This window comes from Pseudomonas flavocrustae (assembly GCF_029872515.1).
Classification (GTDB): Bacteria; Pseudomonadota; Gammaproteobacteria; order Pseudomonadales; family Pseudomonadaceae; genus Chryseomonas; species Chryseomonas aestiva.
The window spans coordinates 23142-40119 of record NZ_JAPDIQ010000012.1 but is presented as its reverse complement, the minus strand read 5'-3'; the positions used below and the strand labels follow the sequence as shown (position 1 = coordinate 40119).

The window sequence follows — 16978 nt, the reverse complement described above, 5'->3', positions numbered from 1 at the left end:
CCGCCACTTGAGGAAGCCCCATGTCCAACCTGCTATTCGACGCCTACTTCACCAGCGCCACCATGCGCGCGGTGTTTTGTGACCACGGCCGACTGCAGGGCATGCTGGACTTCGAAGCGGCCCTGGCGCGCGCCGAGGCGGCGGTGGGGGTGATCCCGCAGACGGCGGTGGCGCCCATCGCCGCTGCCTGCCGCGCCGAGCGGTATGACGCGGCCGAGCTGGCCCGGGCCGTGGTCAGCGCCGGCAATTCCGCCATTCCGCTGGTCAAGGCGCTGGGCCGGCAGATCGCCGCCCAGGACCCCGAGGCCGAGCGCCATGTGCATCGTGGCGCCACCAGCCAGGACGCCATGGACAGCGGCCTGGTGTTGCAGATCCGCCAGGCGCTGGACCTGCTGGACGCCGACCTGGCGCACCTGGCCGAGGCCCTGGCCGCCCAGGCCGAGCGCCATGCCGATACCGTGCTGGCCGGCCGCACCTGGCTGCAGCACGCGACGCCGGTGACCCTGGGCATGAAGCTGGCCGGGGTGCTGGGCGCCATCACCCGGCACCGCCAGCGCCTGGCCGAACTGCGGCCGCGGGTGCTGGTGCTGCAATTCGGCGGTGCCTCGGGCAGCCTGGCCGCCCTGGGCGATCAGGCCCTGCCGGTGGCCGAGGCCCTCGCCCGGGAGCTGGCGCTGAGCCTGCCGGAGCAACCCTGGCACACCCAGCGCGATCGCCTGGTCGAGGTCGGCGCCTGGCTCGGCCTGGTGGCCGGCAGCCTGGGCAAGCTGGGCCGCGATCTGTCGCTGCTGATGCAGACCGAAGCCGCCGAGGTCTTCGAGCCCTCGGCGCCGGGCAAGGGGGGCTCTTCCACCATGCCGCACAAACGCAATCCGGTGGGCGCCGCTGTGCTGATCGCCGCTGCCACCCGCGCGCCGGGTCTGGTCAGCACCCTGTTTTCCGCCATGCCCCAGGAGCACGAGCGCAGCCTGGGGCTCTGGCACGCCGAGTGGGAAACCCTGCCGGAGCTGTTCTGCCTGGTTTCCGGCGCCCTGCAACAGGCTCAGGCCATCGTTGCCGGGCTGGAGGTCGACGCCGCACGCATGCAGGCCAACCTGGAACTGACCCACGGCCTGGTGCTGGCCGAGGCGGTCAGCATCGCCCTGGCCGGGCGCCTGGGGCGCGAGGCCGCCCACCACCTGGTGGAGCAGAGCTGTAAGCGCGCTGTCCAGGAGGGTCGCCACCTGCGCCAGGTACTGGGCGATACGCCGGAAGTGACCGCCGAACTCTCCAGCGTCGAGCTGGATCGACTGCTGGACCCCGCCCATTACCAGGGCCAGGCCCGGGCCTGGGTGGCTCGCGCCCTGGCCGAACACCGCACTTTGCTTGCCCATTCCTAGACCAGAGGACTGCCTGATGCCCAGCGTACGTCTCGCCGATGGCGACCTGAATTACCAACTGGAGGGCCCCGCGGGCGCCCCCGTGCTGATCCTGTCCAACTCCCTGGGCACCAACCTGGCCATGTGGGACGACCAGGCCGCCGCCTTCAGCGAGCGCTTTCGCCTGCTGCGCTACGACACCCGCGGCCATGGCGCCTCCCTGGTGACGCCCGGCCCCTATCGCATGGACGGGAACGGTCGCGACGTCCTGGCCCTGGCCGACGCCCTAGGTATCGACCAATTCGCCTTCTGCGGCCTGTCCATGGGCGGCTCCATCGGCCAGTGGCTGGGCATCAACGCCCCCGAGCGGGTCACCCGTCTGGTGCTGTGCAACACCGCCGCCAAGATCGGCACCCCCGAGGTGTGGAACGGGCGCATCCAGACCGTTGAAGCCGGCGGCGAGCAGGCCATGCGCGACCTGCGCGACGCCTCCATCGGTCGCTGGTTCACCCCTGATTTCGCCAGCGCCGAGCCGGACCGGGTCGACCGCATCGTCGCCATGCTCGCCGGCACCTCGCCCCAGGGTTATGCGGCCAACTGCGCGGCGGTGCGCGATGCCGACTTCCGCGAGGTGTTGGATGCCATCCGTGCGCCGACGCTGATCGTCGCCGGCAGCCACGACGCCGTGACCACCCCGGCCGACGGCCGCTTCCTGCAGGAGCGCATCCCGGGCGCCGAGTACGTCGAGTTTCCCGCCGCCCACCTGTCCAACGTGCAGATGGGCGCTGCCTTTACCCAGCGCGTGCTGGCCTTTCTGAGCGCCTGAAGGAGTCTATCTTGGACGAAAGAGAACGTTATGAAGCCGGCATGCAGGTCCGCCGCGCGGTGCTGGGCGACGTCCACGTCGATCGCAGCCTGGAAAAGCTGACTCCCTTCAACGAAGAATTCCAGGAGATGATCACTCGCCACGCCTGGGGCGACATCTGGACCCGCCCGGGCCTGCCGCGGCACACCCGCAGCCTGATCACCATCGCCATGCTGATCGGCATGAATCGCGAAGGCGAACTCCGCCTGCACCTGCGTGCCGCCCGCAGCAACGGGGTGACGCGGGAGGAGATCAAGGAGCTGATCATGCAGAGCGCCATCTACTGCGGCATCCCGGCGGCCAACGCCACCTTCCACCTGGCGGAGGCGGTGTGGGATGAGTTGGGGGTGGAGTCGTTGGGGGGGTGAGTTTTCCCTTGGGCCCCTTGGATGAAGCCCGCCGGTTTGGATTTGGTGGGCGTTATTGGTTTTGAATGAGGCGTAAGGCGTAGGTTGGGTTGAGCGTTAGCGAAGCCCAACATCACGGGGTTAGCCCTCGATACCTGGCTTTGCCTGCTGGTGCCCTAGCTGCTTATCGAAGTCTAGAGGAGGTCCTTGTTTCGCCCCCTCGGGCGAGTCACTTTTGCCAATCGCGGCAAAAGTAACCAAAAACGCTTGCCCCACGTTTCGGCCCTGCGGTGCGCTCCGGGTCCCCTCGCTCCGGTGCCGCTCCAGGGGCACGGCACGAAGGGGCTTCCTGCCCCTCGCGCCTTGCTCGGCGTCCTGCCTCGCATCCCCCTCCGCGACACCTACACTCGGCCTCACTGACGGGGCGGGGCGACAGCCTGAGGCTTGGGTGTTTAAAGGTTTGTAGCGTGGAAAACCGCGTAGCGTTTTCCACTGATACGCATGGCCATGCTTAGTGGACAAGGCTTCGCCGTTGTCCACGCTACGGCTACGGCTACGGCTACGGCTACGGCTACGGCTACGGCTACGGCTACGGCTACGGGCTTTTTGTGGCTCTTCAACCAACACTTTCAGGCTAGCGAATCGCCCCGTTCAGGAGGGCGAACGCCAGTGTCGTGGAGTGGGTCGAGCCGCATGGATGCGGCGAGAGGTCCAGTGGGCCATGGACGGCCCATCTGGACCGACCCCGGAACGGCGCTGGTGCGAGCGCACCCGGAGCGAAGCGGAGGGCCGGATGGTCGGGGCAAGCGTTTTTGCTTACTTTTTTCGCGTTTGAAAAAAGTGAGTCGCCCGGGTGGGCGAAACAAAAAGCATGAAGGCGTTTGATAAACAGCTGAGGCACCAATAGGCCAGAGAGTTGGGCTTCGCTATCGCTCAACCCAACCTACAAAAGCGGCCCCTAGCCTAAGACCGAGGGCGTAGGCTTGTTATTTCGCCATCACCCGCGTAATCCGATCCCCCTCGGCATCATCCTGCCCCTTGGCCTTGTTCACCGCGTAGACCACACCCTTGCCATCCACCACCGCGTGGTTGGGATAGGTACCCAGCTCCAGGTTGGCCTTGATGGTGCCGTCCGGGTCGACCACGGTCAGGGTGCCGGCGCCGCGGTTGGTCACGTAGGCCAGGCGCTTGACCGGGTCGAAGGCCACGTTCAGCGCCCCGGCGCCGGTGGTGACGTTGTGCAGGGTCTGGCCGGTCTTGGCGTCGACGATCAGCAGGTTGTCGCTGCCCTGGGCGGTGATGAACAGGCGATCGGTCTGGGGATCGTGGGCCACGCCCATGGGGGTCTTGGCGCCCTGGATCGGGAAGACCTTCTCGACCTGCTCGGTCTTGGCGTCGATCACCGCGGCTTCGTTGGTCTTCAGGCTGACGGCGTAGAGCTTGTGCACCGTCGGGTCCAGGTGCATGCCGACCACGGCGAACTGCTCGCCGCGCACGCCCGATTCGATGGTGATGTGCTTGCGCACGGCCGGGGTCTTGGCGTCGAAGCTGACGATGTCCGGGGTCATGGCCGCCGAGGCAAAGGCGCGTTCGAGTTTCTCGTCGACCACCACGGTGTGGGCATGGGGCACGAGGCCGGGTTCGAATTGCTTGACCAGACCCAGGTCGCTCTGGCGATAGACCGCCACGGTGTTCTGCCGGGTGTTGGTGGTCCAGACGGTGCCGTTGCGATCGTCCACGCCCACGCCGTAGACGGCGTAGACACCGGCATCCGCGCCGGGGGCGGCGGCCGGGGTGAGCTGGCGTTCGATGGCCAGGTCCTTGGGATCGAGCTTGAGCAGCTGCGAGACCTTGACCGGTGGGCGGCCCACGGCCGAGGTGACGAAGAGGGCGCCGGTCTTGGCGCTGCTGTCCACCTGGTAGAGGCCCGGGACCAGTTTGACCGCGGTGAGGCTATAGGCGTCGGCGCCGGATAGCGGCACCACCGGCGAGACCTTGAGCGGGAAGACCGCGGCGCCCGAGGGCTGGGCGGTGCTGATGACGATGGGGTGCTGCCCGGGGGCGGCGTCTTCGGGGATGCGCAGGGTCGCCTTGAAGTTGCCCTGGGCGTCGGCCACGTAGGCGGCGTCGGGGTTGAGCGCTACGCCGCCGCGGGACAGGGTGATCCGCTGACCGGGGGTGAAGCCGCGACCGTCCAGCGCCACCTCGCTGCCGGCCAGGATGGCGGTGCCGGTGACGGGGCTGGCCTTGATCTCGCCGTGGTAGTCCGGATCGGGGGCTTCGAAGCTGGAGCGCGCCTGGGCGGCTTGCCCACCCAGCGCCAGCAGGGTGGCCAACAAGGTAACGGAAAAGACGCGCCGGCCCTTGGCCGAAGACGCTGGAGCGATGTTCATCAGGGATTCCTTGTAGCGGCGATCAAGATACCCGCGCCAGAGCGCCGGGCGGCAGAGGCCCTCCTGGGCTAGGTCATGTTAAGGCGAAAGCGAAATACTTGCATTTAGATTTGCAAGGTTTAGGCGTGCTCGGCATCCGGGGTGTCGAGGGTGCGCTGCATCAGGCAGGCACCGGCGCCATAGCCGGCCAGCTTGGCCTTGAGTGCGGCGTCGGCGGGAACCGGATGATAGTGGTGGCGCTGCCAGTAGCCGATGGCGTTGGACAGCGACACCAGCCGCCCCTGGCGCAGGCGGGCGCGCCGGGCCTGGCCCTTGGCGTGGCGATAGAGGCGACCGGCCACGCCCTGGCCCTGGGCCTCGGGGTGCACCGCGCAATCGTGCAGGAACCAAGTGGAAGCCTCGCTCGGCAGCTGCTCCAGGCGAGCCCCCAACACCGGTGGCAGGCCGTCGTCCCAGGGATAGGCGATCAGATAGCCGCGCAGGCGATCTTCGGCGTCGGTCGCCGCCCAGCAGTGCTCCGGGGCGAGCTCCAGGCGATTGACGTAGAAGGCGCGGTCTTCGAGCAGGTCGGCGGGGTAGGTGGCCGCCTGGATATCGAGAACGGCGGGGATATCGGCGGGGCGCAGCGGGCGTATCGAGGGCATGACGACGAGGCGAAAAGGTCCGGCCGGGCAGTATGGTCACTGCCCGGCCGGGAGGCAAATGCCTCGGAGCCGTGGGTGGTGAGTCCCGCTGACAAGCCTGCACCCTGGCACGAGGAACCGGATTCCGCCGACGACCTTGGCATGTCTGGCGCCGCCGCTGGCTTCAAGCCTTGGCGATCAGCCGCGAATTGCGTTCGTTGCGGAATTGCAGGTCCTCGATCCGCTGGGTCGCGGTCTCGGCTTCCTGGCGGGCGGCGAGGATGAGGTCGTGGTGCGGCGACTTGGCGCAGACCGGATCGGCGTTGCGCGCATCGCCGGTGAGCATGAAGGCCTGGCAGCGGCAGCCGCCGTAGTCCTTTTCCTTCTCGTCGCAGGAGCGGCAGGGCTCGGGCATCCAGTCGTAGCCGCGGTAGACGTTGAAGCCGAAGGAGTCGTACCAGATGTGCCGCAGATCCTGCTCCTTCACGTTGGGGAAGGCGATGGGCATCTGCCGGGCGCCGTGGCAGGGCAGGGCGGTGCCGTCCGGCGTGATGGTCAGGAACAGCTTGGCCCAGCCATCCATGCAGGCCTTGGGGCGCTCTTCGTAGTAGTCCGGGGTGACGAAGATCAGCTTGCAGGGATGATTCTCGGCCTTGAGGCGCGCGCGGTACTCGTTCGTGATGCCTTCGGCGCGCTCCAGCTGGGCCCTGGTCGGCAGGAGACCGGCGCGATTGCGCTCGGCCCAGCCATAGAACTGGCAGGTGGCGAGTTCGACGAAGTCGGCCTCCAGGGCCAGGCAGAGGTCGATGATCTGGTCGATGCGATCGATGTTGTGCCTGTGGGTGACGAAGTTGAGCACCATCGGGTAGCCATGGGCCTTGACCGCCTTGGCCATGGCCAGCTTCTGGGCGAAGGCCTTCTTCGAGCCGGCGAGCAGGTTGTTCACCTGTTCGTCGCTGGCCTGGAAGCTGATCTGGATATGGTCCAGGCCGGCTTCCTTGAACTCGGCGATGCGCGCCTCGGTGAGGCCGATGCCGGAGGTGATGAGGTTGGTGTAGTAGCCCAGCCGGCGCGCCTCGCGGATCAGCTCGGCGAGGTCCTGGCGCACCAGGGGTTCGCCCCCGGAGAAGCCGATCTGGGCCGCACCCATCTCCCGTGCCTCGGCCATGACCTTGAACCACTGTTCGGTGGTCAGCTCGCGCCCCTGGGCGGCGAAGTCCAGGGGATTGGAGCAGTAGGGGCACTGCAGCGGGCAGCGATAGGTGACCTCGGCCAGCAGCCACAGGGGCAGGCCAATGCTGGGCGCAGCAACGGTGGGCGGCTGCGGCAACTGCATGGGCGTGCCCGGCAGGCTGGTGTCAGCCGAGCAGGAGCCAGTGCTCGGCACGGGCGACCTCCATGAATTGTTCGACGTCCGCACCCAGTTCGGGAACGCCGGGGAAGCGTTCGTCGAGGGCTTCGATGATGGCGGCCACGTCACGCTGGCCGTCGATCAGCCCGCCGATGGCGGCGGCGCTGTCGTTGAGCTTGATCATGCCCTCGGGATAGAGCAGCACATGGGCGTCCTGCGCCGGCTCGAACTGGAAGCGGTAGCCGGGACGCCAGCGCGGCACCTGGGTACGGTCGAAGCTCATAGGTCGATTCCTCGGTGCCAGCGACGCTCGGCGGTGACGCTGTGATAGGGCGGGCGATGCAGTTCGTAGGCCATGCTCATGGCGTCGAGCATGCTCCAGAGGATGTCCAGCTTGAACTGCAGGATCTCCAGCATGCGCTGCTGGGATTCCCAGGTGGTGTAGTGCTGCAGGGTGATCTGCAGGCCGTGCTCGACGTCGCGCCGCGCCTGGCCCAGGCGAGTGCGGAAGTACTCGTAGCCGGCCGGATCGATCCAGGGGTAGTGCTGTGGCCAGGCGTCCAGCCGCGACTGGTGGATCTGCGGCGCGAACAGCTCGGTCAGGGAGCTGCTGGCGGCCTCCTGCCAGGAGGCGCGGCGAGCGAAGTTGACGTAGGCGTCCACCGCGAAGCGCACCCCGGGCAGCACCAGTTCCTGGGAGAGCACCTGCTCGCGATCCAGGCCGGTGGCCTCGGCCAGGCGCAGCCAGGCCTCGATGCCGCCTTCGCTGCCGGGCTCGCCGTCATGGTCGAGGATGCGCTGCACCCACTCCCGACGGATCTCGCGATCCGGGCAGTTGGCCAGGATGGCGGCGTCCTTGAGCGGGATGTTGACCTGGTAGTAGAAGCGATTGGCCACCCAGCCCTGGATCTGCTCGCGACTGGCGCGACCCTGGTACATGGCCACGTGATAGGGGTGGTGGATATGGTAGAGGTCGCCCTTGGCGCGCAGGGCGGCTTCGAATTCGGCGGGCGTGAGGGCGTTGGGCATGGCGTTCACAACTCGATGGACATCCCGTCCCAGGCGACTTCCACGCCCTGGCGCGCGACGATGGCGCGTTCGGGGGAGTCTTCGTCCAGGATCGGATTGGTGTTGTTGATGTGGATCAGCACCTTGCGCTGGCGTTCGAAGCCGGCCAGCACCTCCAGCATGCCGCCGGGACCGCTCTGCGGCAGGTGGCCCATCTCAGTGCCGGTCCGGGTGCCCACGCCGCGACGCTGCATCTCGTCGTCGGTCCAGAGGGTGCCGTCCACCAGCAGGCAGTCGGCCTGGCCCATCAGCTCCAGCAGGGCGGCGTCCGGCTGGCCAAGGCCCGGGGCGTAGAACAGCTTGCCGCCGGTGCGCCTGTCATGGACCAGCAGCCCCAGGTTGTCGCCCGGGTGCGGATCGTGGCGATGGGGCGAATAGGGCGGCGCGGCGCTGCGCAGCGGAAAGGGCGTGAATTCCAGATTCGGACAGGCCGGAATGGTGAAGCTGCCGCTCAGGGCGATGGGCTGCCAGCTGAGCCCGCCGTTCCAGTGTTCCAGCATGTTGAACAGCGGAAAGCCGGTGGTGAGGTCCTGGTGGACCATCTCGGTGCACCAGACCTGGTGGGGGCAGCCTTCACGCAGGCTGAGCAGGCCGGTGGTGTGGTCGATCTGGCTGTCCAGCAGGACGATGGCGCGGATGCCGGTGTCGCGCAGGGCCCGCGCCGGCTGCAGCGGGGCGAAGCCGGCCAGCTGGGCGCGGATGTCGGGCGAAGCGTTGCACAGGATCCAGTTCACCCCGTCGTCGGACAGGGCGATGGAGGACTGGGTACGGGCCTGGGCCCTGAGGGTGCCCTTGCGGAAGCCGTCGCAATTGACGCAATTGCAGTTCCACTGGGGAAAGCCACCGCCGGCGGCGGAGCCGAGAATCTGGATATGCATGGGAAAGGCTAAACCTGGAAAAAGTACGCCCCGGTGAACCGGGGCGTGGGGCGCATCAACGGTTGGCGAAGTACATGGTGACTTCGAAGCCGATGCGCAGGTCAGTGTAAGCAGGCTTGGTCCACATGGGAGGTCTCCTCTTTTGACTGCGAAAGCCGGATGGATCCGGTCGTCAAGTCTAACAAATGTTATCTAGCTAAGGGTTTTTGCCGCGACGAATCGCTGGTGGTCCGGCGGACATAACAGTCTTACCGATCCTGCAACAGATTGACCGCCGGCAGCAGCCGACGCTCCCGGGAAAGTGTTGAAAGCTATGACATCCAGCCGGATGGCGCGTCGGCATTGGCCAGGGCGAAGCGCGGTGCGTCGCTGGCGATGAGTTGCTGCCAGGCCTGCTGCAGGGCCCTGTCGTCCAGGGCGGCCAGGGCGTGTTGCAGGGGCGCAAGATCCAGCGCACCGCTGCGCTGGAAGCCCCACCAGAGGCGCTCGGCCAGAGCTGCGCGTTGAGGGGTGCCGGGGCTGAAGTCGCGCACCAGTTGGCGGATGTTCTGTGAAAGCGTAGCGCCCTCGGCCTGTATGGCGGCCAGGCTTTCAGCCAGGCAACCCTCGATTTCCGCCAGGATCTCCGCCGCCCGGGCATGAGGTGACTGGACACCGATCAAAAGACCGCCGTGATCGCCCAGCTGGCGATAGGCGGAAAACACCGCATAGCCCAGTTGCCGCTCGCTGCGCAGGCGCTGGAACAGCGGTCCCTGCAGGCGCGCCGCCAGCAGCCGCCAGGCGGCTTCGGTGGTGGCGCGCGCGTTGGGTTGCGGACAGAACAGCAGCAGCGCCTGCTGGGCATCGGCGCTGGGTTCGGGGTGCCAGTGGCGACCGGTGAAGCTGGGCAATTCGCCCTGCGGCCCGGCCTGGGGCTGGGGCGGCGGGGTGACGGCAGCCAGGGATGCCTGCGCCGTCTGCGGCAGGCCGCAGGCCAGGGCTTGCCAACGCGGGCCTTCGGTAATCTCCGTCAGCGGCGTGACCGCAGTCAGTCGCTCGGGCAGGACCTTGAGCAACTGGCGGATCAGCATGGGCTCTGGCGGTACCGCGGGTGCCGGGCTGCCGTTATCCCGCTCCGCCGTCAGGCGGCCGAGCGCCTGCTCCAGCACCGCCGGCAGCGCCGCGGCCCAGCCTTGCAGTCGCAACTCCCAGGGCGCCCCCGGTGGACTCCAGCGCAGGTTGACGCCCGCCTCGGCGGCCCGCCGGGGGAGCGCGCCTAGTACCTGGGCATCGGGCGCAACCTGTCCCGGCCATCGCCAGCGCAGGAACAGCAGGCCTTCGCGCTGCTGCGGGGCAAGGGCCTGGCTGGTCGGCCAGGGTTGCAGCGCCGGGGCGCTCGAAGGTACGGGGTCAACGAGCAAAGGATTGGGCGGTGGCAGGGTAAAGGGAGCGGCGACGGGCGACGCCCGGTTCGCTGCATCGGCCAGGCCGGCGGCGAAACCGCTGAGGCGTTCCGGGACCAGTTGCGCGAGCAGCCGCGGCCAGGCGGCCTGGGCGGCGGGCGAGAGGGCCGGTTGTGGCCAGGCGTCTCCTCGTCGATCCAGCCAGAGGCGTTCAACCAGGCGTCTTGCCAGCGCCAGGGCGGGCAGGGTGGCCCAGAGGCGCTGGATGCGTTCGGCGTGGCTCTGCTGCAATGCGGACAGGGGTGTCTGGCGCAGGGTGTCCAGCCAGGCGAACAGGAGGCTGGTCAGGTGGCCGGGGCTGGCCTGAGGACCGGGTGAGAGATCCAGCTGGAGCAGGCCCTGGCCTGCCTGGCGATAGGGCCAGGCGAGGCTGAGCCGTGCGGCCTGGCCCGCCTGGCGCAGGAGGGCGGGCAGGCCGCCGGGATGGTCGCCGAGCAGCAGGGTCTCCAGCAGCTCCGCCGCTTCCCAGCTGCCGGGCGGCAGGTCGTCGAGAGCGAATTGCAGCGCCAGCCTGGGCGGCGTGGCGGTAATGGTCTGCCAGTGTTCACCCCTGGCCGGGAGTGGCGGGGGCGTTGCATTTGCGGACGCAGGACCGGATGCCAGGACGGCACCCTGTTCGCGGGCCAGGTCTGCCAGTTCGGCCAGCGATTGTGGCCCGGCCAGCACCAGCAGAGCGTTATCGGCGCGGTAGTGCTGGTGCTGGAAAGCGCGCAGCGCCCTTTGGAAGGCAGGGCTCTGCAGCGGCAGGCTATAGCGATTGCCGGCGTGAAAGCCGGCGGCGGGATGGTCCGCGGGCAGGGCGGCCGCCAGGGCCAGGTCGCGGCGGGTATCGGCGCTGCGCGACCAGGCGATGAATTCGGCGTGCAGTACCTCGCGCTCGCGGCGCTGGGCGCCTGGTGCCAGCAGCGGTGCGGCGAGCATGTCCAGCAGTCGGGCGAGCCCGGCGGCCAGATGCTCGGGGGCCAGGGCGAAAAAGAAGTCGGTGGTGGTCTCGCGGGTGCTGGCGTTGAGTTCGCCACCCAGGCGCTGCACCAGCGGCATCAGGCCGTCCGCCGCCGGGTAGCTATGGCTGCCGAGAAAGAACAGGTGTTCGAGAAAGTGCGCCAGCCCCGGAAAGGCCCGCGGTGCCTGATGGCTGCCGGCGCCGATGCGCACCAGGGCGGCCGCCTGGGGCAGCTCGGCATCGTGCAGCAGGGCGACGGCCAGGCCATTGGCCAGGCGCAGTCGGCGGTGTTGGGAAAGAGAGCTGGGCATGGGGATAGCTTAACCGAGTCCAGGGGAGGGTGATGGAGCGGAGCGTGCCCTCACCCCGACCCTCTCCCTGGGGGAGAGGGGGAAGAGCGAGAGCCGTGCCTGGTTTGGCCCTCACCCCGGCCCTCTCCCCGAGGGAGAGGGGGAGGAGCGGGTGGGGTGCCCGGGTTGGTCCTAACCTTGGCCTTCTGCCGGGAGGAGAGGGAGCGTTCGAGGCACGGTCTTGACCCCGTAGCGTGGAAAACGGCGCAGCCTTTTCCGCTGGGCCCTGGGTGCCAGGGGGCTCTTTTCATAGAAAGAAAAAACCCGGGCGAAAAAAATCCCGGCTGGGCCGGGATTTCGGGGTGGGGCGAGGGGGGTTCCAACAGGATGTCAAAAATGCTCGAAGCATCCTCGCCCCTTACCCTCTCCCAGAGGAGAGGGGAGCTCAGGCGCGGGCGCCCTTACTTCTTCTCGGGCAGGGCGAAGGCCATCACATAGTCACCCTGCTTGGTGCCCAGCGAGCCATGGCCGCCGGCATAGACCAGCACGTACTGGCGACCGTCCTTGCCGGTGTAGGTCATGGGGGTGGTCTGGCCACCGGCCGGCAGGCGGCCTTTCCACAATTCCTTGCCGTTCTTTACGTCATAGGCACGCAGGTACTGGTCCAGGGTGCCGCTCAGGAAGGCCACGCCACCGGCGGTGGTGACGGTGCCACCCAGGCTGGGCACGCCCATGGGCAGGGGCAGCGGAACCGGCGAGTTGTCGCGCACGGTGCCGTTCTTGTGCTTGTAGACCAGTTTGCCGGTGGTCAGGTCGAGACCTGCCACATAGCCCCAGGCGGGTGCCTGGCAAGGCAGGCCCAGCGGCGACAGGAAGGCCGACAGGATCACGCCGTAGGGCGCGCCCTTGTTGGGCTGGATGCCCTCGGTCTCGCTCTTGCGCGCCGGCTGGTTGGCAATCTCTTCACGCGGCACCAGCTTGGAGGTGAAGGCCATGTAGCTGGGGTTGAGGAAGGCGATCTGGCGCACCGGATCGACCGAGAGGCCGCCCCAGTCGAACACGCCGAAGTTGCCCGGGTAGACGATCGACCCTTGCGTGGACGGCGGGGTGTAGATGCCCTCGTAGCGGTGCTCGCGGAAGGCGATGCGGCACAGCGCCTGGTCGAAGGGCGTACCGCCCCACATGTCGCTTTCCTTGAGGGTCGGCGCGGCCAGGTTGATCGAGGAGACCGGCTGGGTCGGCGAGGTGTGGTCGCCTTCCACCGCGCCCTGGGGCACCGGGGTTTCCTTGATCGGGTAGATGGGCTGACCGTTGGTGCGGTCCAGCACATAGATGCTGCCCTGCTTGGTCGAGGCCATCAGCGCGGGTTTCACGCCGCCTTCGGTCTTGATGTCCACCAGGGTCGGCTGACCGCCCACGTCCATGTCCCAGAGGTCATGGTGGGTGAACTGGTAGTTCCAGCGCACCTTGCCGGTGGCGATGTCGAGGGCGACCACGCCGGCGCTGTACTTCTCGGAGGCCGGGGTACGGTCACCGCCCCACTGGTCGGGCATCTGGTTGCCCATGGGCAGATAGACCATGCCGATCTTTTCATCGACGGCCATCATCGACCACATGTTGGGCGAGTTGCGGGTGTAGATGCCATCGGCGGCGATGGGCGCGGTGGCGTCCGGATTGCCGCTGTCCCAGTTCCACACCAGCTTGCCGGTGTGCACGTCGTAGGCGCGGATCACGCCGGACGGCTCGTCGGTGGAGACGTTGTCGGTGACGTGGCCACCGATGATCACCAGGTTGCGGGTCACCGCCGGCGGCGAGGTGGAGTAGTAGCCGCCGGGCGTGAAGCTGCCCATGTTGGCGGTCAGGTCGACCTGGCCGTTGTCGCCGAAGTCGCTGCACACCTTGCCGGTGTCGGCGTTGATGGCGATCAGGCGGGTGTCGGCGGTGGGCAGGAACAGGCGGCGCGGGCAACTGCTGGCGGCCGGGGTGCTCTGCTCGTCGACCGGGACGGCACTGCCGGTAGCCGGGCTCTGGCCTGCGGTGGTGGTGCCGGCGTAGGTGGCGTCGTCGTGGTAGGCCACGCCGCGGCAGGTCATGTGCGCCCAGCCCTTGAAGCTGTCGGCGTGCTGGGTGCTCAGCTTGGGATCGAAGCGCCAGATTTCCTTGCCGCTGTCGGGGTCCACGGCGATCACCTGGCTGTGCGGCGTGCAGACATAGAGCTTGCCGTTGACCTTGAGCGGGGTGTTTTCCGCGGTGGTCTCCTGGGGATCGTTCGGGCCGGGGATGTCGCCGGTACGGAAGGTCCAGGCCGGTTGCAGCTCCTTCACGTTGTTGACGTCGATCTGCTTGAGCGGCGAGTAGCGATCACCGAACGCGGTGCGGCCATAGGACGGCCAGTCGCCATCGGCGGCGGTCGGGGCGGCGCTTTCGACGCCAGCGGTATCGCGGCCCAGGTCACCGTCCAGACGGTTGTAGTTGACGAACTGGGCGATCAGGGCGACGACCGCGGCGATTACCAGGGAGCCGACCAGCGGCAGGCCGCCGCTACGGCTGTCCAGCGGACGGCGGAACACCGGGATCAGCAGCACCAGGCCGAGGACGAACCAGAGCGCCAGGCGCGGCACCAGTTGCCACCAGTCGAACTGGACTTCCAGTACGGCCCAGGCGGTGGAGACCACCAGGAAGAAGGCATAGACCCAGACCCCGCTGGCCCGCCGGATGCACAGCAGGTAACCACTCAGGGCGAGCAGCACGCCGCCGCCGAGGTAATACAGGGAGCCCCCGAGGGTGGCCAGTTTGATGCCCAGCCCCAGCAGGGCGAGGCCCAGGAGGATGAACAGGATGCCGAGTAACCTGGCAGGCAGGCCTCCCGGTCTCGCGTTGGAAGTGACAGTCATGGCAGCGCTCGCAATGCAATCGTGAAAAGAGACTTCGACTCGATCGACGACATCGCAAATCGGAACCGCATGCGGATCTGTCGTCTGCTACGTCTGAACCTGTTGTCTGTCTTATTGTTCCACCCCTTCGCCGGCTTCCCTGGCAGGAAGCTAGAGCGGTCGCGCTGAGGCGAAGCGGGGGATGGATCGGGGGCGTCGTCTGAATCGGGCGGGTAGATAGTAAGCTAAGCATTGACTGATGTCACTTCGCGATGACGGAAGGAAGGGACCCGTGGCGCGCCGTGCCTGCTAACATCGCGAGCCGTTTCCGCGATGCCTCCTGCCATGTCCGACGTGCTTGCCCTGGTCCAGGCGACCTTCGACGTCACCGCTCCGGTCTTCGCCCTGGTGCTGCTGGGCTGCGTGCTCAGGCGACTGGGCTGGATCGACACCCCCTTCATCAACACCGCCTCGGCGCTGGTGTTTCGCGCCACCATGCCGACCCTGCTGTTTCTCGGCATCCTCAAGGCCGATCTCGGCGAGGCGCTGCAGCCGCTGCTGCTGGGCTATTTCGCCCTGGCCACGGTGGCGAGTTTCCTGGCCGCCTGGGGCTGGGCGATCTGGCGCTGTCCCCATGCCGATCGCGGGGTCTATGTGCAGGGCGCCTTCCGCGGCAACTGCGGCATCGTCGGCCTGGCCCTGGCGACGACCCAGTACGGCGACTATGGATTGTCGGTGGGCGGGATCATGGCCGGCATGGTCATCCTCTTCTACAACGTGCTTTCGGCCATCGTGCTGGCGATCTACAGTCCGCACCTGGAAGCCAACTGGCGCACCCTCCTGCGCAGCATCCTCGGCAATCCGCTGATCATCGGCATCCTGCTGGCGATTCCCTTCGCCTATTTCCAGTGGCAGCTGCCGCGCTGGCTGGACACCTCGGCGCGCTACTTCGCGGGTCTCACCCTGCCGCTGGCGCTGATGTGCATCGGCGCCACCCTGTCACTGACCTCGCTGCGCGAGAGCAGCGGCCTGGCGCTGGGCGCCAGCCTGTGGAAGATCGTCTGGATTCCGCTGCTGGGCGTGCTGGGCGCCCTGGCGCTGGGCATCCAGGGACCGGCACTGGGCATCCTCTTTCTCTACCTGGGGTGCCCGACGGCCGCCTCGAGCTTCGTCATGGCCCGCGCCGCCGGCAGCAATGCCCAGCTGGCGGCGACCATCGTGGTGCTCAGTACCCTCGGCGGGATGCTGACCACCAACCTGGGCCTGCTCCTGCTGAAAGCATTCAGCCTGCTGTAGGGCGCGCCGGCCAGACATCGGCGTTGTGAGAACGTTTATCGGTTGGCGCCAGCTAAAAGTCAGATTTGAGCGTAATAGTGCGACGTCGCCCGTCCCAGGTCGTCTTGCCCTCTCTATAATTATCGCACTATCTACTTGCGAGGAGAGCGGCTGCTCACTACCCAAGCCTTACGCGTGGTATCCATGAAACGCTCGCTCCAATTCAGCCACAAGATCCTGCTGGCGGCCGCCCTGGTGGTGACCATCGCCCTGGCCGGCTTCGCCAGCTTCAATGCCTATCTGCAGCGTCAGGCGATCACCCAGAGTCTCGAAGCTTCGCTGGGCGAGATCGGGCGCATTACCGCCGGCAACATCGCCTACTGGCTGGACGCGCGGGTCAAGCTGATCGACAGCCAGGCCCAGGCGCTCAGCCGCGACAGCAGCCCGGCCAACGTGGTGGGCCTGCTGGAAGAGAAGCTCTATACCAGCAACTTCGACTCCACCTACCTGGGTGAGGTCGACGGTACCTTCACCGACCGCCCCCATACCCCCATGGAGGCCGGCTACGACGCCCGCCAGCGCGACTGGTACAAGGCTGCGGTCAGCGCCGGCGGCCCCATCCTCACCGAGCCCTATCTCACCGCGCCGCCGCAGAGCTTCCTGTGCATCACCATCGCCGCGCCGGTCCTGCAGAACGGCAAGCTGATCGGCGTGGTGGCTGGCGACCTGGTGATGGACAGCCTGATGAAGATGATCACCTCGCTGGACGCCGGCGGTCTGGGCGAAGCCTTCCTGGTGGACGGTGACGGCAAGATCCTGGTCAGCAGCCACGCCGACCAGGTGCTGAAATCGCTCAAGGAGGTCTTCCCGGAGCAGACGCCGAGCCTGGCCCCCGGTTTCCATCACGTGCTGCAGAACGGCAGCGAGCGCCTGGTGAGCTTTACCCCGGTCGCGGGCCTGCCCTCGGTCAAGTGGTACCTGGCGCTGTCCATCGACCAGGCCAAGGCCTATGCCCCGGTGACCCAGGCACGCAACCTGGCCATCGTCGCCACCCTGGTGGCGGTGGTCGCCATCATCCTGCTGCTGGGCTTGCTGATCCGCGTGCTGCTGCGGCCGCTGCACGACCTGACCCGCGCCATGGACGACATCGCCGAAGGCGAGGGCGACCTGACCCGCCGCCTGCCGGTGCAGGCCCGCGACGAATTCGGCGCCCTGGCGGAAGCCTTCAACCACTTCGTGGCGCGCATCCACACCTCGATCCGCGACGTGGCC

General features: G+C 67.6%; 13 protein-coding genes and 1 pseudogene. 5 read left to right on the top strand and 9 right to left on the bottom strand.

What is annotated here, in order from left to right; translation table 11 throughout:
* Positions 1-20 precede the first annotated feature (20 nt).
* Genes OMP44_RS21505 through pcaC form a run of 3 tightly spaced genes read left to right on the top strand, consistent with a single transcriptional unit; the run spans position 21 to position 2591 of the window.
* Positions 21-1379 (top strand): 3-carboxy-cis,cis-muconate cycloisomerase, encoded by a 1359-nt coding sequence (locus OMP44_RS21505; protein WP_280311132.1) that lies wholly within the window; start codon positions 21-23, stop codon positions 1377-1379.
* Between the two features lie 16 nt (positions 1380-1395).
* Positions 1396-2184, top strand: coding sequence for a 3-oxoadipate enol-lactonase (gene pcaD, locus OMP44_RS21500; RefSeq protein WP_280311130.1), 789 nt, complete (start codon positions 1396-1398; stop codon positions 2182-2184).
* Positions 2185-2195: 11 nt separating this feature from the next.
* Entirely contained in the window at positions 2196-2591 is a 396-nt protein-coding gene (gene pcaC, locus OMP44_RS21495; RefSeq protein WP_280311128.1) for a 4-carboxymuconolactone decarboxylase, read from the top strand.
* Between the two features lie 965 nt (positions 2592-3556).
* On the opposite strand, the gene OMP44_RS21490 is transcribed toward pcaC, so the two are convergent.
* The 9 genes from OMP44_RS21490 to OMP44_RS21450 all read right to left on the bottom strand — a co-directional run bounded on the left by OMP44_RS21490 (position 3557) and on the right by OMP44_RS21450 (position 14452).
* Positions 3557-4963: a YncE family protein gene (locus OMP44_RS21490; protein ID WP_280311126.1), complete on the bottom strand. Its 1407-nt coding sequence runs from the start codon at positions 4961-4963 to the stop codon at positions 3557-3559.
* A gap of 119 nt (positions 4964-5082) precedes the next feature.
* Positions 5083-5607 (bottom strand): GNAT family N-acetyltransferase, encoded by a 525-nt coding sequence (locus OMP44_RS21485; RefSeq protein WP_280311124.1) that lies wholly within the window; start codon positions 5605-5607, stop codon positions 5083-5085.
* 163 nt (positions 5608-5770) lie between these two features.
* Positions 5771-6922 (bottom strand): pyrroloquinoline quinone biosynthesis protein PqqE, encoded by a 1152-nt coding sequence (gene pqqE / locus OMP44_RS21480; RefSeq protein ID WP_280311249.1) that lies wholly within the window; start codon positions 6920-6922, stop codon positions 5771-5773.
* A gap of 22 nt (positions 6923-6944) precedes the next feature.
* Positions 6945-7220, bottom strand: a complete 276-nt coding sequence (pqqD, locus tag OMP44_RS21475) for a pyrroloquinoline quinone biosynthesis peptide chaperone PqqD (RefSeq protein WP_133862265.1) — start codon at positions 7218-7220, stop codon at positions 6945-6947.
* Positions 7217-7966, bottom strand: coding sequence for a pyrroloquinoline-quinone synthase PqqC (pqqC, locus tag OMP44_RS21470; RefSeq protein ID WP_187981046.1), 750 nt, complete (start codon positions 7964-7966; stop codon positions 7217-7219). The genes pqqD and pqqC overlap by 4 nt, the downstream gene beginning before the upstream one ends.
* Before the next feature lie 5 nt (positions 7967-7971).
* Positions 7972-8883 (bottom strand): pyrroloquinoline quinone biosynthesis protein PqqB, encoded by a 912-nt coding sequence (pqqB, locus tag OMP44_RS21465; RefSeq protein WP_280311108.1) that lies wholly within the window; start codon positions 8881-8883, stop codon positions 7972-7974.
* Positions 8884-8938: 55 nt separating this feature from the next.
* On the bottom strand, positions 8939-9010 hold the full coding sequence (pqqA, locus tag OMP44_RS21460) for a pyrroloquinoline quinone precursor peptide PqqA (RefSeq protein ID WP_003243383.1): 72 nt from the start codon (positions 9008-9010) through the stop codon (positions 8939-8941).
* 184 nt (positions 9011-9194) lie between these two features.
* The gene (gene pqqF, locus OMP44_RS21455; protein WP_280311106.1) at positions 9195-11579 is read right to left on the bottom strand and encodes a pyrroloquinoline quinone biosynthesis protein PqqF; all 2385 of its coding nucleotides are present in this window, start codon (positions 11577-11579) and stop codon (positions 9195-9197) included.
* 440 nt (positions 11580-12019) lie between these two features.
* Positions 12020-14452 (bottom strand): glucose/quinate/shikimate family membrane-bound PQQ-dependent dehydrogenase, encoded by a 2433-nt coding sequence (locus tag OMP44_RS21450; RefSeq protein ID WP_280311104.1) that lies wholly within the window; start codon positions 14450-14452, stop codon positions 12020-12022.
* Between the two features lie 333 nt (positions 14453-14785).
* Here OMP44_RS21450 and OMP44_RS21445 point away from each other — a divergent pair, with 333 nt between their 5' ends.
* Positions 14786-15727, top strand: a complete 942-nt coding sequence (locus tag OMP44_RS21445; protein ID WP_405046460.1) for an AEC family transporter — start codon at positions 14786-14788, stop codon at positions 15725-15727.
* 183 nt (positions 15728-15910) lie between these two features.
* Positions 15911-16945, top strand: a pseudogene (locus OMP44_RS25170) (HAMP domain-containing protein); the annotation flags it as partial.
* Positions 16946-16978: the final 33 nt, after the last annotated feature.